Raw genomic sequence first — 26,015 nt, forward strand, 5'->3', positions numbered from 1 at the left:
AACATCTGCTGGCATCAATTTTGATGTCCAAAATTTTGTTTCTCTAAATTAATAGAAGAAACTATGTTTCATTAACGTTTTGTTGTTCAGTTTTCAAGGTTCATCTTTTGTCACTTTTCAACAGCGACCTTTATATATTATCACGCTATCTCTTTAGTGTCAACAACTTTTTTAAAATAAGTTTTGATGACTAATTGAGACAACTTTTATATAATATCAACTTATCAACTCGAAGTCAATTATTTTTTTCGATATATAATAAGTTTTCTTCACGTCACCGCAGCGACTTTTACTATATTACATTGTTCGATAATATATGTCAATAAGTTTGAGATAAAAAAATCATGATGATATTCTCCATTTTTATTTTTCTCTAACGATACCAATTTGTGTTTTTTTACTCTTAATAGAAGAAAAACAAAGTCATTTTGCTCCGACAGTATTTTTTCTACCCTTCAAAGCACCTAAAGTTTAAAAAAGTGCAGATAAATTCTAGCTAGATTTATCTGCACTTTAATACAAAACAATCACAAATTATAAATTTTGTTCATACCATTGTTTCGCAGCTTGAACTTCATTCATCGTTAATTGGTGCCCGCGATTTTCCCAATGTACGTCTACGGAAGCTCCGGCCGCTTCTAATAATTGTTTAAGATCCTCTGATTCTTGTTGTGGACATATCGGGTCGTTTGTACCTGCCGCAATAAATACTTTCGTATCTATTAAATCCGGCAAACCAATTCCACGTCTAGGTACCATTGGATGGTGTAAAATTGCACCTTTTAAAGCATCTTTATAATGAAATAAGAGACTTGCGGCAATATTAGCTCCATTTGAATACCCAATTGCAACGATATTTTGTCGTTCAAACTTATACTCTTTTGATGCATCCTCTAAAAATTCATTTAATTCCTTTGTACGGAAGATTAAATCCTCTTCATCAAACACACCTTCTGCTAAACGTCTGAAGAAACGGGGCATGCCATTTTCTAATACATTCCCTCTTACACTTAAATAAGAGGCCTCCGGATCTACAATTTCTGCTAGTTGTACTAATCCATTTTCGTCTCCACCTGTACCATGGAGTAAAAGTAATACAGGCTTATTTGGATTTGTACCCTCTTTAAATATATGTCTCATGTTTATACCTCCTAGCCCATTATTCAGGTCTTTTGATTGAGAATAACTCACCTATTTTTGCATATTCGGATCCCGCCAATCGGCTAACCGGGTTTAATTTTTCTGCATTTATTCTACCATTTTCTTCGTAAACCTCATCATTTAGATGGAATTGGATTACTTCACCTATCAATAGGTCACAAATCACTTTCCCGTCAGATTCTAAAGGAATGGCTTGAATCAATTTGCACTCCATGCGAACTTTCGCTTCTATTATCCCTGGTACGCTAATTAATTTACTTGTAACTTGCGTCATTTTTGCAAGTTCTAGTTCACTTTTGTTGTAAGGTAATGGCGCAGCTGTTTCATTTACCTTCGCCACATTATCCTGATCTACAATATGAACGACAAATTCTTCATTACTCTTTATATTTCTTGCGGTATCCTTTATATCCCCATTCTCACGTTGGATTGCTAAAGAAATCATTGGAGGATAAGCACATACAATATTGAAGTAACTAAAGGGTGCTCCGTTAACGATCTTTTCATTTGAAATTGTTGTAACAAAAGCAATAGGTCTCGGAATAATAGAGCCTTTAAGAATTTTAGAAATTTCGTGTTCAGTTATATCCTTGGGGTTGATGGCAATCATGCTAACACTCCTTAATCAAGTGGTCTAACTTCAATTGGAATAAGAGACATCTGTAAACGTTCTCTTGTATGTTCGTATTGTTCTGGCAACATTAACTGTTTTCCCATTGTCTCATAAGATTCGTCATGAGCAAAACCAGGTGGATCTGTAGCGATTTCAAATAAAATTTCCCCTGACTCGCGGAAGTAAAGTGCATCAAAGTAGTTCCGATCTTTTATTTCAGTAACGCGTTGGCCATGATTCATAGCGTATTCTTGCCACTCTTGATGATCCACAGCATCTTTGGCACGCCATGCAATATGATGGACTGTCCCCACGCCCATTGTTCCACGTACGCCCGTTAACATTTTTACATCTATAATATTTCCAATATCACCTGTTGCTTTAAAGCGAGTATAATCCCCTTCTGTCCCAACAATTTCCAGACCCATTACATCAACCAGTGTAGCTGCTGTTTCTTGTGGCCGAGTTGAGTATAAAATAGCTCCTCCTAAGCCTTTAATCGCTACTTCCTTTGATACTTCACCAAAAGTCCACGGGTTTAATTCACCTTCTTCACGTTCCACGATTTCAAGATGCAGGCCATGTGGGTCGTCAAATTGAAGATAGATTTCCCCGAATCGTTCTGCTTCTATATATTCAACATCAAACTTATTTAAGCGATTTTTCCAAAAATCCATTGCTCCGGTAGGTACTACATAAGTAGTTACACCAACTTGACCGTCGCCAATTCTACCTTGATACGCATTTGCCCAAGGGAAGAAGGTAATAATTGAACCAGGTTTTCCACCTTCGTTACCAAAATATAAGTGGTATGTTCCCGGATCATCAAAGTTAACCGTTTGTTTCACTAATCTTAGCCCTAATACACCTGCATAAAAATCTATGTTTTCTTGCGGATGACCAACAATTGCCGTGATGTGGTGTATCCCTGTCGTTTGTTTTTTCAAAAGATTTCCCTCCTAAATTTACGTCTGTATAAAATCTGAGCACATCCTTCAAAACAATTTAATTGATTTGCTCAAACTTTATACCTTCGACTCGTATACAACATGCACACAAACCCTGTGCACATGTTGTAATTGTAAGAAGTTTACTTTATTGCGTCCTTTGGTCGATTCCTCCAGTTGTCGTCGGAGCCGAGAGAGCACCTTCCGCTTTTCTATTAGCGAATTGTTTTTAATGCTGTAGCCCAAGGGATTACTTGGTCTAACATTTGATTTACGGAATCGGCTTGAACTTCTTTTGGTTTAAAGTCAGTTCCATTTTCGAAGTCTGTGAATAATGATAATGCAGGGTGTACACGTACATCCGCTACTGATAATTCACCTAATATTCCACGTAAATGCTCTGCTGCACGTGCTCCACCAACAGAACCGTATGACACGATACCTGCTGCTTTGTTATTCCATTCCTCACGTAAGAAATCTAGTGCATTTTTAAGAGCTCCCGTAATAGAGTGATTATATTCTTGTACGATGAATACGAAACCGTCTTGAGCCGCAATTGCTTGTGACCATGCTGCTACTCCTGAAGTGTCACCGCCAGCTTCACCCAGTAAAGGTAATTTGTAATCTGCAATATCGATAATTGTGTAATTAGCGTCTCCGCGTTTTTCTGCCAATTCTTTTACCCATGCACCTACTTGAGGGCTGACACGTCCTTCACGAGTTGAACCTAAAATAATACCGATGTTTAATTTCGTCATTGTTTGTTCCTCCTCTTGTTTTGTTCCGAATAATTTATTTAAAAATCCCATTTATTTATAGTCACCTCCTTATTCATATTCCTTTTCAAAGTTTTTCGTACTGCGAACTGTGTCGATTGGTCTTACTAATTTTTCGATTTGGTCGCGCTTTTCTTCGAAGAATGGTGGCAACGATAATTTTTCGCCAAGTGTTTCATATGGTTCATCTCCCATAAATCCTGGACCATCCGTTGCTAGTTCAAATAAAATGGATGGTGCTACATTCGAATATAAAGAACCGAAAAAGTAACGTTCTACATATCCGGAATTCGGTATTTTAAAGCCTTGCAATCTTTGTTGCCATGCTTCTAGATCAGCTCGATTATTTACACGGAACGCCGTATGGTGAACTGTACCAAATCCTTGTCTAGCTTGTGGAAGGATTGTATTGTACTCAACTACTACCTGCGCACCATTTCCACCTTCCCCCATTTCGAACAAGTGGAATGATTCTTCCGAGGCAACTTCTTTCATAAAGAACACATTTTCAAGAACCTCTTTAAAGTAGTCAAAGTAAGAGGTACGAATAAAGATTGGTCCCAATCCTGTAATTGCATATTCTAAAGGAATTGGACCCTTTTGCCACGGCGTTCCAGATTCCACACCTTCATTGAACTCATCTGAAATCAGTTGATATTGTTGATCATCAAAGTCAACAAAGGATATAACCTTTTTACCGAATTGTTCTTTAATTCCCGTATGGTTTACTTCTAAACGATTAAAGCGTTTCTCCCAATATTCTAATGCGGCATCATTTGGAACACGGAATGACGTCTTGGAAATCTCATTTGTACCGTGAACACCTTTAGAAATACCGGGGAAATCAAAGAATGTCATATCTGTCCCGGCACTTCCAACGTCATCACTAAAAAATAAGTGATACGTCTTAATATCATCCTGGTTAACTGTTTTCTTTACTAAACGAAGACCCAATATATAAGTAAAGAAATCATAAATTTTTTCCGCACTACTTGTAATTGCCGTTACATGGTGCAGACCTTTTAATTCATCCATCAGAAATCCTCCTGTATAATATCTCGAATTCGAGATATTTAGTTAAAAAAATATTTCACTTTAATTTACAATATTAATATGGTTTTTTGATTTTGTTTTTATTCTGCAAATGCTCCATTTAAAAAAGAAAATCCTTTTCAATTAAAAAAGAGGGCAACCAAAACTCTGTACTGCCCTCATATTTTCGCCTGCTTAACCTTATGCCGCTGGGTTAACCTCTAATTCAACTTTGATTTTAATGTCTTTTCCTACTAAAACTCCACCTGTTTCAAGAGCTGCATTCCAAGTTAAACCGAACTCTTCACGGTTGATTTTAGCTTCTGCTTCGAAACCATATACTTCTACGCCCCATGGGTTTGTACCTTTACCACCATACTCTACATCAAATGTTACTGGTTTTGTTACGTCTTTGATCGTTAAATCACCAGTTACTTTGTAGTCATCACCATCTTTTGTGATGTTAGTAGACTTGAAGTTAATTGTCGGGAATGATTCCGCCTCAAAGAAATCCGCACCTTTTAAGTGATTATCACGGTCTTCGCTACGAGTGTTGATGCTAGCTATATCAAATTTAAATTCAATTGTTGCTGTAGTTAGATCAGCTAAATCTGCTGCTTCTACTTCTGCTGTATAAGAATCGAAAGTTCCTTTCACTTTAGAAACCATCATATGTTTCACTTCAAAACCAACGCTTGAGTGAGATTGATCTACTGTCCACTTTGCCATTTTAAATTCCTCCATTTTGTTTATCTCGAAATCGAGATATTATATTAAAAAAATATTTTACTTACAAATTCAGATTTATAGTTAGAATTAATTTATCTTTAATTCGAGATAAATTTACCACAGTATATTCCCTCTTGTCAATAAAAGTTCTTTAAATTTTAAAAAAGGTTGCCCATTTCAGAGCAACCCCATGTTTATTTCTTTTGCTGTCTCGAGAATTTCTCCCATTGAGTAAGTGATGGATACGGATCAAATGCCCATTCCGTACGACCGTTAAACTTATACATCCCGTAATGTAGATGTGGTGGGAATTTACCGGAAGTACCTTCTTTCCCATAACCCGAGCTACCTACTCCACCAAGTAGCATTCCCGGTTCTACAATATCGCCAACCTTTAAATCCTTATTAAAGTATGCTAAATGGGCATAGTAATGATACGTATTGTGATTATCTCGTATTCCTACGCGCCAACCACCAAATTCATTCCATCCCATAACTTCAACAACACCATACGATGTAGAAACTACAGGTGTACTGTACCCTGCAAATATATCCGTTCCTTCATGTATACGTCTTCCGCCCCAGCCTCGATTGGCACCCCATGTTCCTCTATAGCTATAGTTATATCCACGTACAGGAACAGGGAAAACATGTGTATCTAAGTCTATTGTGTCGTAGTGTTTGTACATTTTAGCAATTGTTAGTATTTGATTAACAGCCTCCTCGCTCTGATAATAATCGTACAAAGCAAGTTTAAAATCATCTTCTGTTGGACCAAATTGACTCAAATAATTTACTACTGTAAACATCACGTCTTCATCATTATCACGACTCGCATCGCCATCACCATTCCCATCAAGTCCTAAACCCCCAAAATATTCTATCGAAAAAGTGGAAGTATCATCCGGTTGAGGGTTCATGGCCCCCACCCACGACTCTTTAGAAAACTGAATGGCAATGGTGCTTTCTCGTTTGGGAATGTCCGGTCTAACCGCTTGAATGTTTCTTTCATATTGGTCAATAGCCGCTAAATTATACCAAGGAACAATATGGTCTTGAAATTGAACATACATGGACATACGTTGTTCGACTACTTGTTCCCGCGAAGGCGCTGGCGCTTCATTAGCTTTTACATCTTCGGAAAGAACAGAACTGCCAATGAACAAGGCGATAAATAATGAAATCAAATGCCGAACCAAATAGAACCCTCCTTTCAACAATTAGAATGTGCAGTAATTTATAATCCATGAGTAGAGAAAGAATTGGTTCTATGATGCATGAGACAGAAAACTGATTGCTAAAAGGTTTGGCAATAAATCAATCTTTTTACGTAAATATTTTGTTCGTTTTATGGGATATTATTTAAAGAAGTTTTTGTCATTCCTTACTCAACTTCTAGGAAATGACCATTCATTTATGGTAAGATGAGGGAAATAGTATAGGGGGAATTTTTGTGGAAAATTTACAATCAGTTGAACAATTTGAACAGCTAAAATCAGACGGAAAGACAATCTTTATGTTTTCTGCCGATTGGTGTGGTGATTGTCGTTTCATCGATCCTGTTATGCCAACAATTGAAGAGAAATATGCGCCCACATATAAATTCGTCAAGGTGGACCGTGATGAATTCATCGATTTATGTATTGAACTAGATGTATTTGGCATCCCAAGCTTCATTGCTTTTAACGAGAATGAAGAAACAGGACGTTTTGTAAGCAAGGATCGTAAAACCCAAGAAGAGATTGAAGCCTTTATCGATGGTTTAAAATAACAATTATGATTTCTGAATTTGCGGGTACTATAACTGTACACTGAAAAGCGAGAGCGACCTGCGCCAGATCGTATGGAAAAATCGACATGACTCACATCGTGTAAGCCCCAAGCTGCAGGTTCATTCGACAAGAAGGCGCTTTTTACCTTCCTAGGGAACTCAATGGGCTCAGTTGCTTGCGCTAGACACTGTTCATAAAATATGTACTTTAATTCAAAAAGCGCCTCCCTTTAAGACGCTTTTCATAATATATTGGATAGATGGCTGCAGAAAATAACATCCCCGACGCAATAGGCGAAGGGGGTTTTTTGCTTTTTAAATACATATTCATAAAGGTTCGACAAAATCGTTTGTGGGGAAGCTAGCACTTATATTTTAGGTTTATATCCAGCACTTCGGACAAGCCAGGTAGCCGTGCGAGCTAATATTTCCGTTCGTAATTGGACAAGTTCTTCGTACTCATAAAAGAATAAAAGCTTTTCTTCCATTACGTTTTGTCCACTGGGCGTTTTTGTTAAGATAAAATGAGCAAAGGATTCCGAAAAATCTTCTTCAGGAGAATACATCGCATATCTCGAAACATAAAAGTCTTCTATCTTACCATGACCACCAGACTCCCAAAATTTTTTGTAAAATGCATCTAGATAGGCATCCTCATAAAAACACCCGGAATCCTTCAAAAATAAAGAGGTACACTCTTCTTTTGCTACCCAATAATCAATTTGACTTCCATTCAAAGAAAGAAAGTGTGCATATTCATGTAAATATGTAACGAGGGTTTCAGAAGCAAGTTCAATGTCTTTATTATTCATCCCTAACGTCCAATATCGTCCATATTTATCGTGTAAGGATACATAGGCTAGTGTGTCTCCACTTTCAAACACTTCAAATTGGTCGATTGCTTTCCGATATTGTTCGGGTATTAGCCAACTAAAGCTATACCAAAGGCGGGAATGATACTCCATCATCTCTTCAGAAACTTTTTCTTCCGTGTAAATCATTTCTCCCTCATGATCGACATTATAGCTAGCGAGCAAGGATATCCCTTCATTTCCAGTTGCAACAGATTCTTCATATACTAGAGAGCCATAATCAGCTTCAAGATCTGTAATTACTTTATTTCCCCACTCAATACAGGAGTTGGTATCGTTACAATCAATTTTCAAAGAACAAGTTTTTTCTTCTTCGATATAGATCTCATCATTATAACAAACATTCACTAACTCAATCTGGTCACCGGAAGACTCCAATTCTAGATCTTGTTCTGAAATTTCAATAATCGAACTTGCTTCGCTCACTGGTTTGGCATATACCGTAACAACTGGATTTTCTTCCACCGACTCTTCACAACCAACTAATAGTACAATGATGGAAACTAAGAGAAAGCGGAGAAACTTCAAAAAGGTACCCTCCTTTCACACATGTCACTATATATTACTAAATTTAATGATTTGAAATGAATGAAATATAAACTTTTTCAAATAGTTATCTAGCATAGGAATACTTTACTTAACAGTAAAAAAGTGCACAACTTCCAATTCTGGAAAGTGTACACTTTTGTTATCCTTTTTAGTTGTATCCATTTTCCCCAAAAGGTTTCAACTGATCCAGCCATTTTTGTTCCAACTCTTTTAAAGCCTCTTTTTCGTTATAATACGGGTTATCCTCATCATTTTTTAATGTATCTAAAATCTCTATAGTAAACGCTTCTTTTCCAACCTCATTCCAATCTGATTGAAGTTTTTTATTCATATGTGTATTGTTGTTAAGCGTAAATTTCACTCCGTTAATCGTTTTTAAATTTCTTGTACTCTCGACAAATAGCTTCCCGTTCACTTTATTTTTAATTTGATAAACACCTGCAACAGTCTCAATTTCTTGAAATTGTTGCTTCAATTGTTTTTTTCTATCCATACGCCTCACTCACTTTCTGCTTTTCTTGCTCTATTTTTTTACCCAATAAGCACTTCCATCTGCTTTTCGATCAAAAAATCCATATTCGATTAGGTACCTTCTTAGTAATACAAAGTCTTCGTACACTTCCTTTAAAATTGCGTTCATTTCTTTCTCTGTATATATAGCAGATGCATCAAAACGGTCTACGATTGCTCGCAAAATAACAATACGTTGCTTCTCTTTTGGGGGAAATTTTGCTATTGGACCATTTAGTCCATTAGTAAAGTATTTTTCAAGAATTTTTGCCTGTTCATCTGTCGTAACAGAATAACGATCATCCACCATTGTTGCATTTTTATGAGGTGGTACAAATGCAGGTGCATTTTGATCTTTTTCCTTTAACAACTCCATTATCGCGAGCAATGTTTTCGCCTGTCGTTCCTTCTCTTTCAATACAAAACGATGATGTCGGATTGTCGAGCTGCTACCGATTCCCATCTCTTCCTGAATGTCTTTATCACTTTTTCCATCATAAAAATGACGAAGAAGTGCTGTTTGATGCTCTGTTAACCCTGTAATTTTTTTATCTAGACCAACTAAATATTCAAACACCGAGCCATGCGCTTGCTCAACATGTAGGCGAATAAAACGCTTGGCTTCATAAAGAACGTTCCCCTCGGGGTAGATTATGCCCTTTTCTACCCTTTCCCCGCACAACAGGCATGTATATTGGTTCCCATCTTCCCTATAGCCTTTCTTCATTTCCTCTAACGTTGCACTCCATAGTATTTCTGATTGACTCATAGATTAACACCCCTCCTAACAAACGTAAAACAGAAACGTTTATTCAAAAGATAAACATAACTTAAATCCGTTTACATTAATTACTAACAATTTAGCAAAGTGTTGGTATAGTGTCAAGGGGAAGATTAGCAAAGTGAATAGACCGATTTATTTGCAGTTACAATAAAAAAGAGTAACTAAGGGAAAAATCCTCAATCACTCTTGAAACCTATCCATCTATAAGAACGTATATAGTACAAACTAAAAGGAAGTGATCAAACTACGAAAAAAGGCAGATTACTTTTATACCTGAGTGGGGCAACGATTTGTTTTGCATTGTTTGTTATAGGGATGCTTTACTCTGACCAAAAAGCCCTATTGACGTTAGTTGGAATCATTGGATTGGTGGGCTTTGCTTTTTCTATCTTCAGAATGGTGTTTAGTCTATTGAGTTCACAAACACGCGATTAGGCTTAATAAAAAGACACATTAAAGAACTATCTCTTCTCGTGCAACTAAACAGATACGGAAATAAGTGGAAAATTTAAAGTGAAGGAGAGGAGTTAAATGCAAAATAAATATACCTTCTATTGTTTTTTAGGAATTTTAACTGGAATGATCATAATTCCAGTTGTATTCAAATGGTTAGGCATACCTGGTTTTGATAGGTTTTTACAAATGATTCTTGGTGAACCGAATACTTTAACTCGTCTATTGGCTGCACTCCTTACAATTGCTCCTATTTATATCATCTATAAATTTCCTAATTTTAAGAAGAAGTCAGTATGACTCAAGTTAAATAAAAGCTCGCAAATATTTATTTTAACAACGGAAAACCAAAAAAAATAGAGGGAAGTATTTCTCCCCCTCGCTACTCATATCGTTAGTTGAACAATAACTTGGTTGCAATATATTTTCTAGCTTCTGTAGTAAGGAGTTGGAGTTGGACAACTTCCCGCTCACTGGCACCTTCACCAGTAACAAAATCAACAAACGTGCCGCTTAAATTTTCAAAAATACTGATGACTTGGTAGCCTCTGTCAAAGTAACTATCAATTTTATTTTTCTCTTCCATAAATCTTTCATACTCAGACATGCCTACACCTCACTTTTCTACTAAAAGTTAATACATTGATGAGAAGTATCAACACAAGATATGTGGATTCAGTCCAATAAATACAAACATTATGATTTATATAAGAAATAATTTTGGAATTTATATCCAGATGTCACATTTCGGTAATGGCATATTCCGCATTAAAATGTACGATAAAATAAAAACGGCGAAAAAGCTCAGACTTTTTCACCATCTCTCTATTTAAATCGTTTTACTTTGTTTATTTCGAAACGCATGAATAATGAAGGTTAAAATAAACGCCAAGATTAATACGATGATAAATAATTCATTAGGAATGTGTATATTTATGATTGTAAGCCCCATTTTGACTGCAATAAAGACAATCAAAACATAGGCAGTGGTTTCTAATTCAGGTACTTTATTCATGAGAGCGATAAAGAAGGTTGCAATCCCTCGCATTAATAGAATGCCGATCATTCCACCAAGCAGCACGACCCAAACCTGTTCCGATATGGCAAGTGCCGTTAAAATACTATCTACGGAAAAAGCTAAATCCATTAGCTCTACACTAATAACCGTTGCCCAAAACACTCCGAATACTTTGACTAACCAGCCCTTTGGTTTCGCATCAGCCTCTTCATCCGCATCTTGTCCTTTTCTTTTTTCACGGAAAAACTTAATAGCTAGATACAATAAATAAAGTGCCCCTACTAATTTAATTACCCAGAATTTAATCAATACAGTACCTAGTCCGATAAAGATAAAACGAAAAATATAAGCTCCCCATAATCCATAAATAAGTGCCTTTTTTTGCTGTTCTTTTGGTAGTGGCTTTACAAATGCAGAAAGCACCAATGCGTTATCTGCTGATAAAATACATTCCATGACCGCCAAGGATAAAATAAGTCCCCAGCTTTCCGAACTTGTTAATACTTCTGCCCACATATGCCAATCGAACATGGAAGCATAGGTTGAAAATACTTCTTTTAACACCTTACTCGTCTCCTCAATGATGAATTGTAATTCATATGCCTCTTCAATAGAAAAAAGGTATATCTATATAATAGATACACCCCGTTATTTTTCGTATCAATTATATAGCATATTATTTCTAACAGAACTCATTATATACCTTCCAATAAAATTCAACCAATTTTCACACCATTTTTTATAGTAAATAAGCTTAAAACCCGCACTTCCTCAATAAGAGATTATTTTTTCAGAAAAGTTTATATAATAATAGATTTAGGATAATAATCTCATCTCCTAATGAATATGATGAATAACACTACGTATAGATGGGGGTTTGGGAGTTGGAAAATGTGAAAGCTATTGCCACCTTTCAGCTAATGGGGGAGGAAGTTTATCGAACAAATACGTATATTCAATTCGGCTCTTCACGCAAGTCATTAGGTGCCGTCGTTATGTTGAATCCGGGATCGGCAGAGTTACAAGGAGAAGCAAGGAAAAAGCTGATTATGAATGGTTCTCATACGGATGAAACTACTATAGACAATACCATGCGGCAATTGATTCAATTCATGAAAGCCACTCATCCAAGTTTAGATGGGCGACTTCATATTTATAACTTATTTTACGTAAAGAATACGATTGGCGTGGAAGCCATTAATCTTTTTGAGTCTTTAAAAGCCACTGGAAAATATCCGACGATTACACTTCCTTCTTTATATGAAATGACTCAGCACCCTTGGATACTAATTGGCTGGGGAATTGAAAAAAGAAATAGATGGAGGTATTTCGAGGAAGAAAAGAGGGAGTGGCTTCAATTGATTTTGGACAGTGGAATTCCTTCATTCGGCATCCAATCCGAGAATAACGAATACTATCACCCTTGCCCAAAAGGACCTGCCAAGACAGAAAGACTCCAACAGCTCATCCAAGCATATAACATAAACATCAAACCTCTTATACTTAAAAAGTAAGTAATGACGCCACATTCTTAATATAGTAACCCACTCAATAAATAAAAAGCTCCTGTGCTTATATTGAATTAAATAAAAACTAGAGCTAGGAAGAATATTCCCTAGCTCTTTCTCATCGCTTAAGTTTTGCCTGTTTACGCATTCGATCGACCAAGAAACCACCTTTAAATGACTTAGGCTCATAGGAGATGATAAATGCTTTTGGTTCAATATGTTCAACAAGAGCAAACACTTCTTTTTCACGATTCCGTTTAGCCAATATCTCGTATTTGTAACGGTCGCTATCTCGCCCTTCACCCACATATGTAGTGATTGCAAAACCATTAGTTCTTAGTGTATCAATTAATTCTTGATTTTTATTTTGTGTATTAATGGTCACATAAACATAGCCAATCGCCAATTTATTTTCTATTTTCGTTCCTAAGAACATCCCCAAACCAAAACCGACTGCATAGACAATCATTGCTAGTAAGCTTTGATCTCCATTAAATACTAAAGAAAGGCCAAATACATAAATAAGCATTTCCAATATCCCAAAAATGGCAGCAAATACTGTAAGATTCTTTACTAAGAATATCGTTCTTAATGTTAAGAGAGGTACATATACGAGCTGCAATATTAAAATTAATATTATATTAGACATCCAGAACTCCTCTTTTAGAATTTATATACTACTTCTATTCATTACCCATATTGGCGTATTGTACTCTTATTATTTGTTCGTTCGGCTGAATTATTATATTCAAGTACATGAGCCACTAGCTTCAGCACTAGTGGCTTTAGGTTTCTTATTTATTTATTAATGCTTGTTTAATTTCCTCTATTTGTCCGATATGCCGCTGTTCATGATAGCCAATTAATGCAATCCATTGATTCAAGGATAAGACCCCGAAGCGACGATGGGCGAATGTTTTTTGATTCAACTCTTCCTCGCTATGCTCTTGTAATACTTTCTCTATAGAAGCTCTTGAAGCAGATAATTTTTCTTTCAACTCATGTAATGTCTGAAAATTGCTTGATGGGATCAAATATTCTGGAGCACTTATCTTGATACTACGATCTGCGATAACAGACAATGGAAAAGATCCAGGTGCTTCGAACTCATCCTCTTTACTGAGTGCCAGTTGAATTAGACGCACCACATTTACTTCCATCATATATAAATGCTCGAGTACTTGTGCAATACTCCAAGTCCCTTCTGTCACAACCGTATTTAGTTGATCATCTGTTAGGGTTTGAACACTTTTCATTATTTCCTCTCGAATTCTATGTAAATCTTCCATTACTCATTCCCCCATAAAAAGTCATTATTATTTCATATTCCTTCTCTTTTCAACTTAGAACATCTTAAACTTCGAAAAAGTGAGATACATACAGCATCTCACTTTTAAGTGGGGGTATATACGAAATTTAGGGATGCGTACTTATTTGCGAATTAATAGCATTGGAAGAACAGGATGTTATTCCGGTTGATGGAATCGTAAACCCATCCTCTTGTTCCTCTCCAACGGAAACCGATAATTTGGTTCCCAAAGGCAAGCATCGGGAAGAACCAAAAACTATTACCGTTTCTCATCCACACGAAGGTATTTCTGAAAAAGCAACGTCTTATTCCACCTACTCCACCACCACGAGTGAACTCTTGTTGTTGAAGTGTTGTCATTTGGGGTGTAAAGTTTGGTGGCGGTGAAGATGGTGCTTGAAGTTGACCTTGGCCGCCTCCGCCCGGGAATCCACCCGGACTACCTGGGAACCCGCCTGGGCTACCTGGGAATCCACCTGGAACACCCGGGAATCCACCTGGAAATCCAGGTTGACGTCCACCTCTCCCACGACCTCTTCTTGGGGATTCATCAAAAAAATCATCATCATAATCAAAAGGGTACATTTCACTCCTCCTTTCTATCTGAACTACAATCAATTTATGTAGAAAAAAGGAGCCCGTATAGGTTGACCATCCCTACTTTAAAATTTCTATCCATAATTTTTTGAAATAGTTCACTTATTAAGTCTTCATTTTTTTATTAATTCATGGCCATCAAATTAAGAACTGATAAGGAAAATTAATAAAGATGAATAATATTGAATTTTGCGAATATCTTTTATCGAATTGCTTTTTCTAAAAGCAAAAATTATCTGGATTAACAACCTAGAAGGAGCTGAAGGCTATTCTTCAATTTGTCATTCCAAAGGAAAAATACAGCCTGTGTCTTGTGAATCCAAGTAAAAAAGACGTTCATGACGTTTATTTTAAGTATTCTGGGTATGCAGTTGAAGGCTCAACTTATTACGAGTTTGAATCAGTCCAAATGCAGACTGACATACTCTATGGGGAGAGCTATGCCATTTTAGAAGAAGACGACAATACTTGGGAAATTGACACAACCTTTCAATATGAAGTTCTTTATGTATCAGATGACGGCATTATTTTAAAGAAGTTTTCTCGCAAAAAACTAGATAATGTGCAAACTCTTGAATCCCATCCATTATTTCAATCGGCCATTTGGGTTATCGAAGAAACCACAAGCGAATATATCAATGAGGAAGATATTATTCAAATTGTCACTAAAGATGTGTATGCTTCGAAAGTTCCAACCAATAGTAGTACTTACCGTTATTTATTTGAACGAAGCGAGTTATTCGAACAGTTTTTTGAGGATTTATATAATGAAATGGATCAGTACTACAATGGCGTTAAACAGAACTCTCCAGAAAAGTGGGATTTCGCCAACTTTCTTCAGACAGATTATGGCGTACAATTTGAACATTCTGAAGGAGCGGACATTGTATTATCAAACTGTATAGGATTAATGCGAAAATTAAACTTAACCTATCAAGAAATGGCTGAATATTTTTGCAAATATCTTTTGTAGTGAATAATTCGCCTTATCATTATTTGGACCAGTTTATTTAGAGTTTAACGCACGAATACTTTTAATCCCCCCCCCCTCTTTTACTTTCCTGTGTTATTTTATAAAGATATCAATCCAATTCTAGGTAAACAAAGAGCTGGTAGTTGATTCTATGAAAAGGACTTCATTTAGTGATGAAGTCCTTTTAACTATTCTTTTTAAGTATCGTTAATTCAAAAGATGGATAGATTAGATATTTTTTTGCTATTACGAACACTTTTTCTTTTAAAATCGATAATATTGTGACGTTTTTACTCATAAGTTTTAAACATAAAAACATACGCTGTCGAAGATAAGGAGGTTATGGGCCATTTTATATATTTTTCTATTACTTTCAGGAGTCTGTTTATTTATTGCTTTAAGGAAAAAACGCTTTGGATTTTTAGCAGTGCCGCTCATTGCAATTGCACTCTATATCGTTGTCGAAATTGTACTCGTTCCAGCCCCATTTTTAGATACCGTTAAATTTATCTTTAGCCTACAGTAATCACCCTTCTATAAGCCTCATACTTATTTTTCACCATCATCGCAGACCCAAATTGTACTTTGCGTTTTAATTTTTTCTTTGTCTCAGCAAGAGGCAAAGTAAAAATATAACCCTATCATAAAGGAAGTGGGAAATTACATTTCAATGGAGGAATAATAACCATCCTTACAACAACAAATTTTTTCAAATTGAAAATAGGGGTGATTCAGTGAAAAAAATTGAGAAAAGCAAAGCCGATGCTTACTTCCGCGAGAAAAATACCTATATGGTTATTTACTTTATTATTTGGGCGATTGTTTCTTATGGTGTCGTACTATTTGCTGAGCCTTTAAGCGATATTTACTTTAACGGGTTCCCGTTACACTACTATATGGGCGCACAAGGTGCTTTAGCGGTCTTCATTATATTACTTTTTGTTAATGCAATTGTTGGGGATAAAATTGACAAAAAGTATGGAATTGACCACAACAAGAACGAATCTATCGGACGGGGAACTACTATCGATCATTAATAATTTTTGAGCCTAGCGACAGAGGGGGATGATTTTTGGATACACAATTCATAACATCGTTAGTGATTATTTTAGCGACTTTTGCTTTATATATCTTTATAGCAATTTTTAATAAAGCAAAAGAAACATCTGAATTCTACGTTGCCGGACGTGGTGTTCCACCAATTTGGAACGGGATGGCTATTGGTGCTGACTGGATGAGTGCCGCTTCTTTCATCGGTATGGCCGGAACAATTATGATGCTGGGCTACGATGGGTTAGCCTATATCATGGGTTGGACTGGAGGTTATTTGCTTTTAACATTTTTGCTTGCGCCCCAACTAAGAAAGTCTGGTAGTTATACTGTTCCTGAATTTATCGGGGATCGCTTTAAAAGTAAAACAGCACTTATTATCGCAGCAATTTGTACGATGATTATCAGTTTCACTTACTCCATAGGTCAATTATCCGGATCTGGCGTAGTAATCGGCCGTCTTTTCGAAATTGATGCGAAGCTTGGAACGATGATTGGTGTAGTATTGATTGCATTTTATGCGGCATTTGGAGGAATGAAAGGGATTACTTGGACACAAGTAGCTCAGTATATTGTATTGATTGTTGCTTATCTTGTACCTGTTATTTTCATGTCTCTACAAATTACAGGTAACCCACTACCTTGGTTATCTTACGGTGAAATTGTTGGGAAGTTGGGAGAGCTTGATCGTGAATTAGGTTTATCTGAGTACTTTGCACCATTTGAGAAAGGGACCAAGTGGCAATTCCTTGCTCTTATGTTTACATTAATGGCAGGTACTGCAGGTCTTCCTCACGTAATTGCCCGCTTCTACACGGTATCAACGATGAAAGCTGCTCGTTGGTCAGGTGCTTGGGCGTTATTATTCATCGGTTTATTATACTTCTCCGCACCTGCATATGCTGCGTTTTCCCGTTTCATCTTAATGACTCAAGTTGCTGGCAGTAAAATCGCCGAACTTCCTGCCTGGACGAAAACTTGGGTAGATACTGGACTATTAAAAGTGGCTGATACTAGTGGGAATGGAACCCTCGAGTGGAATGAGTTAATTATTGCCAATGATATTGTCGTAATGGCAACACCAGAGATTGCAAATTTAGGAGTATTTGTAATCGGTCTAGTAGCTGCCGGGGCTATGGCTGCTGCCCTTTCTACGGCAGGTGGATTATTAATTGCCATCTCATCTGCTTTTGCTCATGATATTTATTACCGTATTTTAAAACCAAATGCTACAGACAAACAACGTTTAAATGTTGGCCGGATCACTATAATAATAGCTACGCTTTTAGCTGGTTTAGTAGCATTAAATCCTCCTGGGGCCATTACGCAAATTGTAGCTTGGGCATTCGCATTAGCAACAGGTACATTCTTCCCTGCATTAGTCCTTGGCGTATGGTGGAAGCGTTCGAACTCGAAAGGTTTAATCGCCGGATTACTTGTTGGTCTTGGTGTAACTTTAACTTATATCTTCGCTGCTAAATACGGCGGCTTTACAATTCTTGGCATTATCGATACTGGTGCGGGTGTATTCGGTGCAATAGCAGCATTTGCAACAAACATCATTGTATCCCTTGCAACAAAACCACCTTCACAAGAAATCCAAGACGCTGTTATCAACCTGCGCTACCCCGAGCAAATGACTTACAAAGACGGTGAAGTTTATATGGAAGAATAAGAAAAGCGCAAGCGCCCTCGCACACGTAGGAGAGGATTGAGGCGACCACGAAGAGCTAGGGTGCTGCAGCTGGGCATTTCTCTTACTAATTACTTTCTTAGCTATAAAAGATACCAGGCCTAAGAACAATTAGTTTTGTTCTTGGATCTGGTTTTTTTATGTACTAAGAAATAGTATAAAACTAGAGCAACTAGAATAATAGGTACCATAGCTAAGAAAAGCATACGATAGGTTGTGTGAGGTTCAATCAGGCCTAATATAAACGGGCCTATCCCTAATCCGATGTCAAGAAATATAAAATAAGTAGATGTTGCTAGACCATAACGATGAGGTTCTGTTGATTTGACTGCCAGTGCTTGTGCAATTGAGTTCATGTTGCCATACCCAATTCCAATGAGACCTGCTGCAATTAAAAAAACAAGTGAATTCGTCGCTTGGCTAAATAACAGCATTCCGATAGCAAAAATAGCCAACGCCGGATAGGAAACGATATTAGCTCCTTTGCGATCCATTAGTGGGCCAGTAATTGGTCGGGTACATAGTATTGTTATGGCATAAACAAGGAAGAAGAAACTTCCCGCTTTTACTAAATTAATACTCTCCGAATAGAATGATAGAAACGACATGACACCGGAATATGCAAAACCAATAAACAACACGATAATGGAAATCGGCAATGCTTTCGGTTCGATATAATTACTAAGTCTAAAACCTTTGTCATCCGAAGCTTCTATAATTTTTGCGGGTGCACTTATATTATTTAGATTCACTGTAAAGTACATTAAAACACAGACAACCACCAGTATGGAATTAAATAAAAAGATTGAAGAAAAACTCTCTGTATTTTGTGTAAGTAGAATACCAATGAACGGACCAATTGCCGTCGCCAATACCGCACTCATACTAAAGTAGCCAATTCCTTCGCCTCGTCTTGATGGAGGAATAATTTGTGCGATCAATGTCCCTGTTGTTGTCCCGATAATCCCTACTGCAATCCCGTGCAATAATCGAATCAATATTAAAATCGGTAAATTTGCAGCAACAAAATATGCCCATGTGGTGATGAAAAACGCGATCAATCCAATTTGGAAGGTTCTTTTACTTCCGATAGAAGTGATTACCCGTCCAGTTAGCAATCGCCCTAATAATGATCCAACTATAAAGATACTAGAGACTAAACCTGCTGTACTTGTAGATGCACCAAACTCATCTACTGCAAATCCTGCAATAACTACAATTAGCAAATAAAATATTAAAGTAACCAAAAAATTGGTTAACGAAATCATGATGAAATTTCTCGTCCATAATGGCTCTTTGTCTACCAATGTCTTAACGCTCCTATCTTAATAACTTTTCTAAAATTTGATTTAATACATCTCGAGTAGTCTCTAAATCCGCCTCGTCTATACCAACCGTAAGCTCATTTAAAAATGTAGATAACTCGAGCTGCAGAGATGTATACACTTCTTTTCCTTGTTCAGTTAGGCGAACATATTTTTCTCTTTTGTCGTCACCTTGTTTAATTTCAATGTAGCCAAGTTCTATCAGCTTTTGAATAATCCGTGTAACACTAGGCTTTTCAACTCTCGTTTCTTTTGCCAATTGTGCCAAGGTGCAAGATTCCCTAAGGCTTATTAAGCGTAACACCACCCACTGAGATGTATATAATTGATGCTTCGCTAGTCGATTGTTCACCGCATTTACATACGGCCTGTAAAGATCTCTATAGCTATCGAAAAGTGTTGGTTCTAAATTATTCATTTTCCATCCCCCAAACTAAATAGTTACCCTAACTAACTATAATAGTGTACAACAACTATGAAAAGCTGTCCATATGATCTGTTCTTCAAAAGGATTATAATACCTATCATGAAACTTCTTTTGCTTTTGAACGTATAATAAATATCAACGAAATAAATTATTTTAAACAAATGTACTTAAGGAAGGAAGTATTATATGTTAGATAAGATATTAAAGAAATTACTAGGTAGCGGACATGGAAAAGGCCGTCGTTATTCAAGCAGCCGAAGACATTACTCCAATAAACATAATTACTATGGTCACAAGCACTATAAAAAGGGCTACAAACGTAGTTCAGGCTTTTTTGGTTCAAGAAGCTCCCGCAGTTTTTTCAGTAGCTAATGATCATTCAATACTTTTCCGAAAAGAAATATGATCAACTCGTAAAAGACTTTATAAATGCCCAAACGTCTTACGTGTTTATAGAAGAAATCGGTGTAGGGGCTTACGGAGTAGCTTATTTGCTAGAGGATCCTGCCTCTTGTAATAAATATGTGTTAAAACGCATGAAAACAAAGCATCGCCGTAAGGGAAAAATACGTCAGAAATTTGCTCAAGAAATAAAAATACTAAAAGAAATTGGACTTCCCAATGTGCCAGCCGTCATTTCACATGGTGAAATACAGGAAATCCCCTACTATATAATGGATTATATAGAGGGAAAGACTTTTGAGCAGGCTATTTTTATAGATGGGCAAACATTTCCGCTTGAGCGGTCCCTTCAAATAACGAAGGAATTGATTAAGATCATAATTGAATTTCATAAAAAAGGCATCGTCCATCGGGATTTACGCATTCCAAATATCTTATTTAAAGATAACAAGCTTAGTATTATAGATTTCGGTTTAGCTGCTTATATGAATAAAGAACTTGGAATCGCAGACATTGATAATCCGAAACGCGCTGGAAATCATATAAGCGATTTATATTTCATTGGCCATTTCCTGCTTTTTTTACTCTATTCCACTTATTCCCCAACCCACAAGAAAGAATATAGTTGGCAGGAAGAATTACATCTCCCACGTGAAGTTGTCGACTATATTGAACGACTGCTATTAATACGCCCTGCATTTATAAATGCTGAAGACGCATTAAATGGAATTCCTTATCAAAACACAAACATAAGATAGTTTGTGTTTTTCTATTGTAAGTTTTGTGTATCGCCTCTTTCATTCTTGTCTATCCTTATAACAAGAAATATATGGAGGAGTTAGACACCAATGCTACAATTTGAATCTGAACTTGAAGGAAAACATGCACAATTTGGTTACTTGCGTGACAAACTTAAAAACTATGGTTTTTGTCTTGGGGGTTACTGGGATTATGACCGAGGTTTTTTCGATGCTATTTTATCTAAACAAGACGGAGAAACAATCTATTTAAGATTACCCTTTGTTGTCATTAGTGGGGAGCTCGATTCTGATCATGCACATATACAATTTAAAACACCTTATGTCATTAAACATATCGTCAATTATGGTTTAGACTTTGATGATGGCTCTCTCCTTGATGCAACAGGATTTAGTCAATTCCAAACTCCTGTGGATAAGGATGGGACAATTCAGAATAAACACAAATGGGTACAAGCCGGTGAGCAAGTCGTAGGGAAGGTACTCCAATACCTCAATTAATATTTAAAAAAGCCATATAGAACGCTTGAAACAACACTTCTATATGGCTTCTATTATGATTTATTAAAAAATTTGGTTACTTGATCGTAAACAAATTCAGTATTGGGAATCGGTTGATTTTTTATCCTTAAAGTGGTCATTCGATTTATGAGTCGAGCCAAGTGATCCTCCAAAGTCCGATTTAAAATGAATATCACCCCATAAGAATAGATATTCTGCAGCTCGTCTTCTATCCAACGCAAATTCCCATATACTTCAATTACTTCTCCTAGTATTTTAAACTCAAATTTAAATTTCATATTCGAGTTCACTGGCAATTTTAAATTGGATAAGATTCTAATGCCGCCCAAGCTTAAATTTTCAATTAATATCGGTGTTGAGCCAACCTGGACAACTTGATCATTTACCTCTGCAATCGTCATCTTGCCATGGATATGCAATGGTAATTCAAACCGGTAAAATTTCCGGTTTTCTCGCAAGCTACTTTTCTTTTTCGTTCTTTGTACGGCTTTTAAATATCCTACCTGAATGATTTTTTCATACTTTTCTTTCGGTACAGGCTCTGAAAATAGAAAACCTTGAATCATATCGCACTCGTTCTGTTTTAGAAACTCCAGCTGATCCTTTTCTTCTACCCCTTCAGCAACTACTTTCATATCCAATCTTTTACCTAAAAATAAAATTGAAGCAATCACGCCTTTATCGATTTCACTTTCACTTTTAATATTGTTAATGAATGTTTTGTCAATTTTAATGGTATCCGGTTTAATTTTCCTTAAATAATCCAGGGAAGAGTACCCTGTTCCAAAATCATCAACCGCCACTTTTACTCCTAACGCCTTTAATTCCTTTAAGATGGTTAAAACCGTTTGATCTGTTTTTAATAAAGAACTTTCAGTAATCTCTAATTCTAGATATTGAGGATTCACATCATACTTCTCCAATTGAGCCTGCACAAAATTAACCAATCCCTTTTTCATAAAACGGATGGGCGAAATATTAACCGATACCGGATAGAGGCGATAACCTTTTTGCTTCCATTCATGAAGGATGGAACAAACTTTTTCGATTTCCCAATCGATAATTTGGTTCACCATATGATTTTCTTCTGCCAATGGAATAAATTCTGCAGGTGAAATATCTCCCCATTCAGGATGCTGCCAGCGAATGAGCACTTCTGCACCAACAATGAACCCTTTACTAGGCTCAACTTGAGGTTGGAAGTATAAGTTGAACTCGTCATTCAATAAAGCTAGGCGCATATCTCGGTCTAGTACATATTTTTTATAGGATGGAATATCTCTCGAGTGAGAAAACAACTGATAATTATTTTTTCCCTGCCGTTTTGCGTGGTAGAGAGCAGTATGAGCATTTTCTAACAAAGTTAGCCTACTTTCCCCTTCTTCAGGGAAGAACGTTATGCCAATACTCGTTGTAATATGTAATACATACTCCTGTATAGTGAAGGGCATTTCAAAAGATCGAAGTATTTTATCTGCTACTTGATAAACTTCTTTTTCATCATCGTAGTTTTTCACTATCATAATAAAGTCATTACTATTTAAACGTGCTAAATATCCATCTTCTGGTGTTAAATCAGTAAGACGAAGTGCAATCTTTTTTAGTGCTTCATCACCAATTTGATACCCCAATGAGTTATTGATGACATAGAATCGGTCAATGTCTAGATAAATTAGTGAAAACTTTACTCGTTCCCTGCAATAGCTATCCAGCCTCTCAAACAAACTTTTTTGATTTGGCAGTCGTGTTAACGAGTCATAGTTTGCCAAGAAATTCAGTTTTTCTTCAATATCCATTTCATGAGTGACATCTGTTATCATGCCGAAAATTTGTGTTACGACCCCATCTTCCTTAACTCTAGGGATAATTTGTTCAAGTAGCCACTTCTTCTGTCCTTTTCTATCCGTGATAGGATAAAGCATTTGGACTGTTTTTCCTTTAGCGACCATTTCAAGATTGGCAGCAACTTCTTTTTTATGCATTGGATGAACCATTTGAAATCTTAAAGAAGGTGTTTCATAAATCTTATTTAAAGGAAGACTTAGAATTTCCTCAAACCCCTTTGAAGCATAGACTAAGTCACCCTTTATTTCCTCACGCATCCAAATCCCGGCTGTTAAGTGGTCAAATATATATTGGAAATTATTAATTTCGCTTTCTATGCCTTTTTCATCTAAGTGTGTATGCTTAAAATAAGCTTCATTGATAGCCTCATTTAATTTAATTGATTCTATTTTTTCTTCATTATTAAATAGGCGTTTTATAATACTCAACTTTGGTTCCTTATACCTCAAATTTCCCACTTCCTCCTACATGTATTAATAAATTGGAAATGTTTAGTTTCTACCATTTTAGTATAAAAGTCACCACTAATGTATAGGTATTTATTACCTATGTAAATAAATAAAAAACAACCAAACCGTATGTTGGTTGTTTTTTCTCTGTTATCTAACTGTATTGATGTTGATGCAATCTTGCAAAGATGCCATTATCAGCAACCAGCTCATTATATGAGCCGTCTTCTTCTATACCATTAGGTGTTACGACCATTACACGATCCGCATCCTTAATGGTAGCCAGTCGATGGGCAATTACTAGAGTTGTACGATTTTCTGCCAATTCTGCTAAAGATTCTTGAATAATCTTTTCTGTTTCCGTATCAAGAGCAGAAGTTGCCTCATCCAAAATAAGAATTGGCGGATTTTTCAAGAACATACGAGCAATCGCCAGTCTCTGTTTTTGCCCTCCCGAAAGCTTTAAGCCACGCTCGCCAATTTCTGTTTCTAAACCATCTGATAAATTATTAACAAAATCCTCTAAATGTGCTTTTCGGAGTGCTCTCTGAATTTCTTCCTCTGTAGCACCAAGTTTACCATAAGCAATATTTTCACGAATTGTCCCTGTAAATAAGAATACATCTTGTTGAACAATTCCGATTTGGTCACGCAATGAACTTTTTGACATATCACGGATATCCATACCATCAATTGAAATGGCACCACTGTTTACATCATAAAAACGCGGTATTAATGAACAAATCGTCGTTTTTCCTGCTCCCGAAGGTCCAACAAAAGCTGTCATTTCCCCGGCTCTTAACTCAAATGAAATATCATCTAAAATGACTTTGTCTCCTTCATAGCCGAAGGTAACATTTTCAAATTTTATATCACCATGTAAGTAAGAGACGTCAACTGCTCCCTCTTTGTCTTGTACTTCCGGTTGTTGGTTTAACATCTCCTGGAATCGTTTAAATCCTGCCATTCCTTTTGGATATAACTCAAGCAAGGCACTAATTTTATCGATTGGTTTAATTAACACATTTGTGTAAAGTACAAAGCTTACGAGTTCCCCATAGGTAAGTTTTCCATTAAAGCTTAACCAAGCTCCAAAAACTAGAACGACTAAAGTTAATAGCCTTGTCATCATATAAATTCCTGAGTGAGTTCCAGCCATCACTTTATAGCCCAATAATTTTGCTGTTTTGAATAACCCGTTCTGCTCGCGGAAACGTTCCATTTCAAATTTTTCATTTGTAAATGATTGCACTACACGGATTCCAGAAACACTATCTTCAATACGGCCATTTACATCCGCAATCTTGCCGTACATTTCTTTCCAGGCAGCATTCATTTTCTTGTTACTGTATGTAACGATCCAAACTAAAAACGGTATTACAACTAATGCAACAAGAGCTAATGTCGAATTGACGTTGAACATAATTGCAAATGCCCCAATAAAGGTCATAATTGCGATGAAAAAGTCTTCCGGTCCATGATGGGCAAATTCCCCTATGTCGAACAAATCATTTGTAATACGGCTCATTAGATGACCTGTTTTGTTATTATCGAAGAATCGGAAGGATTGCTTTTGAAAATGGTTAAATAAATCCTGACGCATATCAGTCTCAATATTAATCCCGAGCTTATGCCCTAAGTAGTTGACGATAAAGTTCAAAATTGTACTTAGCACATAGACCATTAGTAATAAAATACTTACTTTAACAATCATCCCCCACTCATTCGTCGGAAGCAAAGTGTCAATAAACCACTGAACAGCTATTGGGAACGCTAATTCTAAAATCGCTACAATAATCGCACTCGAAAAATCGACCATAAATAACCGTTTGTGCGGTTTATAATAAGCAAAAAACTTTGAAAGCATAGAAGTCTCCTCTCATTTCGGTTTACGAAGCATAATTTCTTATTTTAACCTTTCTATAGGTGAAATGTTAGAAAA

At 36.5% G+C, this 26,015-nt stretch carries 27 protein-coding genes; 8 read left to right on the forward strand and 19 right to left on the reverse strand.

Annotation, left to right across the window (positions count from 1 at the left end):
* Window positions 1-534: 534 nt before the first annotated feature.
* From ACFQU5_RS18645 to ACFQU5_RS18675, 7 genes are all read right to left on the reverse strand, one after another.
* The gene (locus ACFQU5_RS18645; RefSeq protein WP_390291382.1) at window positions 535-1,140 is read right to left on the reverse strand and encodes an alpha/beta hydrolase; all 606 of its coding nucleotides are present in this window, start codon (window positions 1,138-1,140) and stop codon (window positions 535-537) included.
* A gap of 19 nt (window positions 1,141-1,159) precedes the next feature.
* Window positions 1,160-1,771, reverse strand: a complete 612-nt coding sequence (locus ACFQU5_RS18650; RefSeq protein WP_390291385.1) for a flavin reductase family protein — start codon at window positions 1,769-1,771, stop codon at window positions 1,160-1,162.
* Window positions 1,772-1,782: 11 nt separating this feature from the next.
* Window positions 1,783-2,721, reverse strand: a complete 939-nt coding sequence (locus tag ACFQU5_RS18655) for a ring-cleaving dioxygenase (protein WP_390291388.1) — start codon at window positions 2,719-2,721, stop codon at window positions 1,783-1,785.
* Between the two features lie 215 nt (window positions 2,722-2,936).
* On the reverse strand, window positions 2,937-3,530 hold the full coding sequence (locus ACFQU5_RS18660; protein WP_390291391.1) for an NADPH-dependent FMN reductase: 594 nt from the start codon (window positions 3,528-3,530) through the stop codon (window positions 2,937-2,939).
* A gap of 18 nt (window positions 3,531-3,548) precedes the next feature.
* Window positions 3,549-4,532, reverse strand: a complete 984-nt coding sequence (locus tag ACFQU5_RS18665) for a ring-cleaving dioxygenase (RefSeq protein WP_390291394.1) — start codon at window positions 4,530-4,532, stop codon at window positions 3,549-3,551.
* 198 nt (window positions 4,533-4,730) lie between these two features.
* Entirely contained in the window at window positions 4,731-5,258 is a 528-nt protein-coding gene (locus ACFQU5_RS18670; protein WP_390291396.1) for a YceI family protein, read from the reverse strand.
* Between the two features lie 194 nt (window positions 5,259-5,452).
* Entirely contained in the window at window positions 5,453-6,457 is a 1,005-nt protein-coding gene (locus ACFQU5_RS18675; RefSeq protein WP_390291398.1) for a M23 family metallopeptidase, read from the reverse strand.
* A gap of 254 nt (window positions 6,458-6,711) precedes the next feature.
* On the opposite strand from ACFQU5_RS18675, the gene ACFQU5_RS18680 reads away from it, so the two are divergent.
* On the forward strand, window positions 6,712-7,029 hold the full coding sequence (locus ACFQU5_RS18680) for a thioredoxin family protein (protein ID WP_390291401.1): 318 nt from the start codon (window positions 6,712-6,714) through the stop codon (window positions 7,027-7,029).
* 368 nt (window positions 7,030-7,397) lie between these two features.
* Here ACFQU5_RS18680 and ACFQU5_RS18685 read toward each other — a convergent pair whose 3' ends face one another.
* From ACFQU5_RS18685 to ACFQU5_RS18695, 3 genes are all read right to left on the reverse strand, one after another.
* Window positions 7,398-8,429, reverse strand: a complete 1,032-nt coding sequence (locus ACFQU5_RS18685; RefSeq protein WP_390291403.1) for a putative zinc-binding metallopeptidase — start codon at window positions 8,427-8,429, stop codon at window positions 7,398-7,400.
* Between the two features lie 169 nt (window positions 8,430-8,598).
* The gene (locus ACFQU5_RS18690; RefSeq protein WP_390291406.1) at window positions 8,599-8,943 is read right to left on the reverse strand and encodes a GIY-YIG nuclease family protein; all 345 of its coding nucleotides are present in this window, start codon (window positions 8,941-8,943) and stop codon (window positions 8,599-8,601) included.
* 30 nt (window positions 8,944-8,973) lie between these two features.
* The gene (locus ACFQU5_RS18695) at window positions 8,974-9,729 is read right to left on the reverse strand and encodes a DUF2087 domain-containing protein (RefSeq protein WP_390291409.1); all 756 of its coding nucleotides are present in this window, start codon (window positions 9,727-9,729) and stop codon (window positions 8,974-8,976) included.
* A gap of 546 nt (window positions 9,730-10,275) precedes the next feature.
* Here ACFQU5_RS18695 and ACFQU5_RS18700 point away from each other — a divergent pair.
* A complete protein-coding gene (locus ACFQU5_RS18700) occupies window positions 10,276-10,497 on the forward strand; it encodes a hypothetical protein (protein ID WP_390291412.1) in 222 nt (73 codons plus the stop codon).
* Between the two features lie 94 nt (window positions 10,498-10,591).
* Here ACFQU5_RS18700 and ACFQU5_RS18705 read toward each other — a convergent pair whose 3' ends face one another.
* Window positions 10,592-10,804: a hypothetical protein gene (locus ACFQU5_RS18705; RefSeq protein WP_390291415.1), complete on the reverse strand. Its 213-nt coding sequence runs from the start codon at window positions 10,802-10,804 to the stop codon at window positions 10,592-10,594.
* Between the two features lie 222 nt (window positions 10,805-11,026).
* A complete protein-coding gene (locus tag ACFQU5_RS18710) occupies window positions 11,027-11,746 on the reverse strand; it encodes a TerC family protein (RefSeq protein ID WP_390291680.1) in 720 nt (239 codons plus the stop codon).
* A 353-nt stretch (window positions 11,747-12,099) separates the two neighbouring features.
* Between ACFQU5_RS18710 and ACFQU5_RS18715 the strand changes: the two genes are divergently transcribed.
* The gene (locus ACFQU5_RS18715; RefSeq protein ID WP_486395339.1) at window positions 12,100-12,729 is read left to right on the forward strand and encodes a hypothetical protein; all 630 of its coding nucleotides are present in this window, start codon (window positions 12,100-12,102) and stop codon (window positions 12,727-12,729) included.
* A gap of 112 nt (window positions 12,730-12,841) precedes the next feature.
* On the opposite strand, the gene ACFQU5_RS18720 is transcribed toward ACFQU5_RS18715, so the two are convergent.
* The 3 genes from ACFQU5_RS18720 to ACFQU5_RS18730 all read right to left on the reverse strand — a co-directional run bounded on the left by ACFQU5_RS18720 (window position 12,842) and on the right by ACFQU5_RS18730 (window position 14,617).
* Entirely contained in the window at window positions 12,842-13,372 is a 531-nt protein-coding gene (locus ACFQU5_RS18720; RefSeq protein WP_390291418.1) for a DUF2179 domain-containing protein, read from the reverse strand.
* A 145-nt stretch (window positions 13,373-13,517) separates the two neighbouring features.
* Window positions 13,518-14,012, reverse strand: a complete 495-nt coding sequence (locus ACFQU5_RS18725; protein WP_390291421.1) for a DinB family protein — start codon at window positions 14,010-14,012, stop codon at window positions 13,518-13,520.
* A gap of 152 nt (window positions 14,013-14,164) precedes the next feature.
* Window positions 14,165-14,617 (reverse strand): hypothetical protein, encoded by a 453-nt coding sequence (locus ACFQU5_RS18730; protein WP_390291424.1) that lies wholly within the window; start codon window positions 14,615-14,617, stop codon window positions 14,165-14,167.
* A 325-nt stretch (window positions 14,618-14,942) separates the two neighbouring features.
* On the opposite strand from ACFQU5_RS18730, the gene ACFQU5_RS18735 reads away from it, so the two are divergent.
* The 3 genes from ACFQU5_RS18735 to ACFQU5_RS18745 all read left to right on the forward strand — a co-directional run bounded on the left by ACFQU5_RS18735 (window position 14,943) and on the right by ACFQU5_RS18745 (window position 18,327).
* Window positions 14,943-15,602, forward strand: a complete 660-nt coding sequence (locus ACFQU5_RS18735; protein WP_390291427.1) for a hypothetical protein — start codon at window positions 14,943-14,945, stop codon at window positions 15,600-15,602.
* A 734-nt stretch (window positions 15,603-16,336) separates the two neighbouring features.
* A complete protein-coding gene (locus tag ACFQU5_RS18740; protein WP_390291430.1) occupies window positions 16,337-16,639 on the forward strand; it encodes a DUF4212 domain-containing protein in 303 nt (100 codons plus the stop codon).
* Window positions 16,640-16,674: 35 nt separating this feature from the next.
* On the forward strand, window positions 16,675-18,327 hold the full coding sequence (locus ACFQU5_RS18745) for a sodium:solute symporter family protein (protein WP_390291433.1): 1,653 nt from the start codon (window positions 16,675-16,677) through the stop codon (window positions 18,325-18,327).
* Window positions 18,328-18,446: 119 nt separating this feature from the next.
* Here the strand turns inward: ACFQU5_RS18745 and ACFQU5_RS18750 are convergent, their stop codons facing one another.
* Both ACFQU5_RS18750 and ACFQU5_RS18755 read right to left on the reverse strand, forming a co-directional pair.
* The gene (locus tag ACFQU5_RS18750; RefSeq protein ID WP_408063441.1) at window positions 18,447-19,613 is read right to left on the reverse strand and encodes an MFS transporter; all 1,167 of its coding nucleotides are present in this window, start codon (window positions 19,611-19,613) and stop codon (window positions 18,447-18,449) included.
* 52 nt (window positions 19,614-19,665) lie between these two features.
* Window positions 19,666-20,088 (reverse strand): MarR family winged helix-turn-helix transcriptional regulator, encoded by a 423-nt coding sequence (locus ACFQU5_RS18755; protein ID WP_390291439.1) that lies wholly within the window; start codon window positions 20,086-20,088, stop codon window positions 19,666-19,668.
* A gap of 455 nt (window positions 20,089-20,543) precedes the next feature.
* On the opposite strand from ACFQU5_RS18755, the gene ACFQU5_RS18760 reads away from it, so the two are divergent.
* Both ACFQU5_RS18760 and ACFQU5_RS18765 read left to right on the forward strand, forming a co-directional pair.
* Window positions 20,544-21,257 carry a serine/threonine-protein kinase gene (locus tag ACFQU5_RS18760; protein ID WP_390291442.1) on the forward strand — a complete coding sequence of 238 codons (714 nt, stop codon included), beginning with the start codon at window positions 20,544-20,546 and terminating at the stop codon, window positions 21,255-21,257.
* A 90-nt stretch (window positions 21,258-21,347) separates the two neighbouring features.
* A complete protein-coding gene (locus ACFQU5_RS18765; RefSeq protein WP_390291445.1) occupies window positions 21,348-21,758 on the forward strand; it encodes a YugN family protein in 411 nt (136 codons plus the stop codon).
* 53 nt (window positions 21,759-21,811) lie between these two features.
* Here the strand turns inward: ACFQU5_RS18765 and ACFQU5_RS18770 are convergent, their stop codons facing one another.
* Window positions 21,812-24,073: an EAL domain-containing protein gene (locus ACFQU5_RS18770; RefSeq protein ID WP_390291448.1), complete on the reverse strand. Its 2,262-nt coding sequence runs from the start codon at window positions 24,071-24,073 to the stop codon at window positions 21,812-21,814.
* A gap of 154 nt (window positions 24,074-24,227) precedes the next feature.
* Window positions 24,228-25,940, reverse strand: a complete 1,713-nt coding sequence (locus ACFQU5_RS18775; protein ID WP_390291451.1) for an ABC transporter ATP-binding protein — start codon at window positions 25,938-25,940, stop codon at window positions 24,228-24,230.
* Window positions 25,941-26,015 lie beyond the last annotated feature (75 nt).

Source organism: Ureibacillus sp. GCM10028918 (assembly GCF_042666115.1).
Taxonomy (GTDB): Bacteria; Bacillota; Bacilli; order Bacillales_A; family Planococcaceae; genus Ureibacillus.

Bases quoted from the DNA above. Each gene is read 5' to 3' on its own strand.
- ACFQU5_RS18645 (WP_390291382.1), bottom strand. From the start codon at position 1,140: ATGAGACATATATTTAAAGAGGGTACAAATCCAAATAAGCCTGTATTA.
- ACFQU5_RS18650 (WP_390291385.1), bottom strand. From the start codon at position 1,771: ATGATTGCCATCAACCCCAAGGATATAACTGAACACGAAATTTCTAAA.
- ACFQU5_RS18660 (WP_390291391.1), bottom strand. From the start codon at position 3,530: ATGGGATTTTTAAATAAATTATTCGGAACAAAACAAGAGGAGGAACAA.
- ACFQU5_RS18665 (WP_390291394.1), bottom strand. From the start codon at position 4,532: ATGGATGAATTAAAAGGTCTGCACCATGTAACGGCAATTACAAGTAGT.
- ACFQU5_RS18670 (WP_390291396.1), bottom strand. From the start codon at position 5,258: ATGGCAAAGTGGACAGTAGATCAATCTCACTCAAGCGTTGGTTTTGAA.
- ACFQU5_RS18690 (WP_390291406.1), bottom strand. From the start codon at position 8,943: ATGGATAGAAAAAAACAATTGAAGCAACAATTTCAAGAAATTGAGACT.
- ACFQU5_RS18695 (WP_390291409.1), bottom strand. From the start codon at position 9,729: ATGAGTCAATCAGAAATACTATGGAGTGCAACGTTAGAGGAAATGAAG.
- ACFQU5_RS18700 (WP_390291412.1), top strand. From the start codon at position 10,276: ATGCAAAATAAATATACCTTCTATTGTTTTTTAGGAATTTTAACTGGA.
- ACFQU5_RS18705 (WP_390291415.1), bottom strand. From the start codon at position 10,804: ATGTCTGAGTATGAAAGATTTATGGAAGAGAAAAATAAAATTGATAGT.
- ACFQU5_RS18710 (WP_390291680.1), bottom strand. From the start codon at position 11,746: ATGTTCGATTGGCATATGTGGGCAGAAGTATTAACAAGTTCGGAAAGC.
- ACFQU5_RS18720 (WP_390291418.1), bottom strand. From the start codon at position 13,372: ATGTCTAATATAATATTAATTTTAATATTGCAGCTCGTATATGTACCT.
- ACFQU5_RS18725 (WP_390291421.1), bottom strand. From the start codon at position 14,012: ATGGAAGATTTACATAGAATTCGAGAGGAAATAATGAAAAGTGTTCAA.
- ACFQU5_RS18730 (WP_390291424.1), bottom strand. From the start codon at position 14,617: ATGTACCCTTTTGATTATGATGATGATTTTTTTGATGAATCCCCAAGA.
- ACFQU5_RS18750 (WP_408063441.1), bottom strand. From the start codon at position 19,613: ATGATTTCGTTAACCAATTTTTTGGTTACTTTAATATTTTATTTGCTA.
- ACFQU5_RS18755 (WP_390291439.1), bottom strand. From the start codon at position 20,088: ATGAATAATTTAGAACCAACACTTTTCGATAGCTATAGAGATCTTTAC.
- ACFQU5_RS18765 (WP_390291445.1), top strand. From the start codon at position 21,348: ATGCTACAATTTGAATCTGAACTTGAAGGAAAACATGCACAATTTGGT.
- ACFQU5_RS18775 (WP_390291451.1), bottom strand. From the start codon at position 25,940: ATGCTTTCAAAGTTTTTTGCTTATTATAAACCGCACAAACGGTTATTT.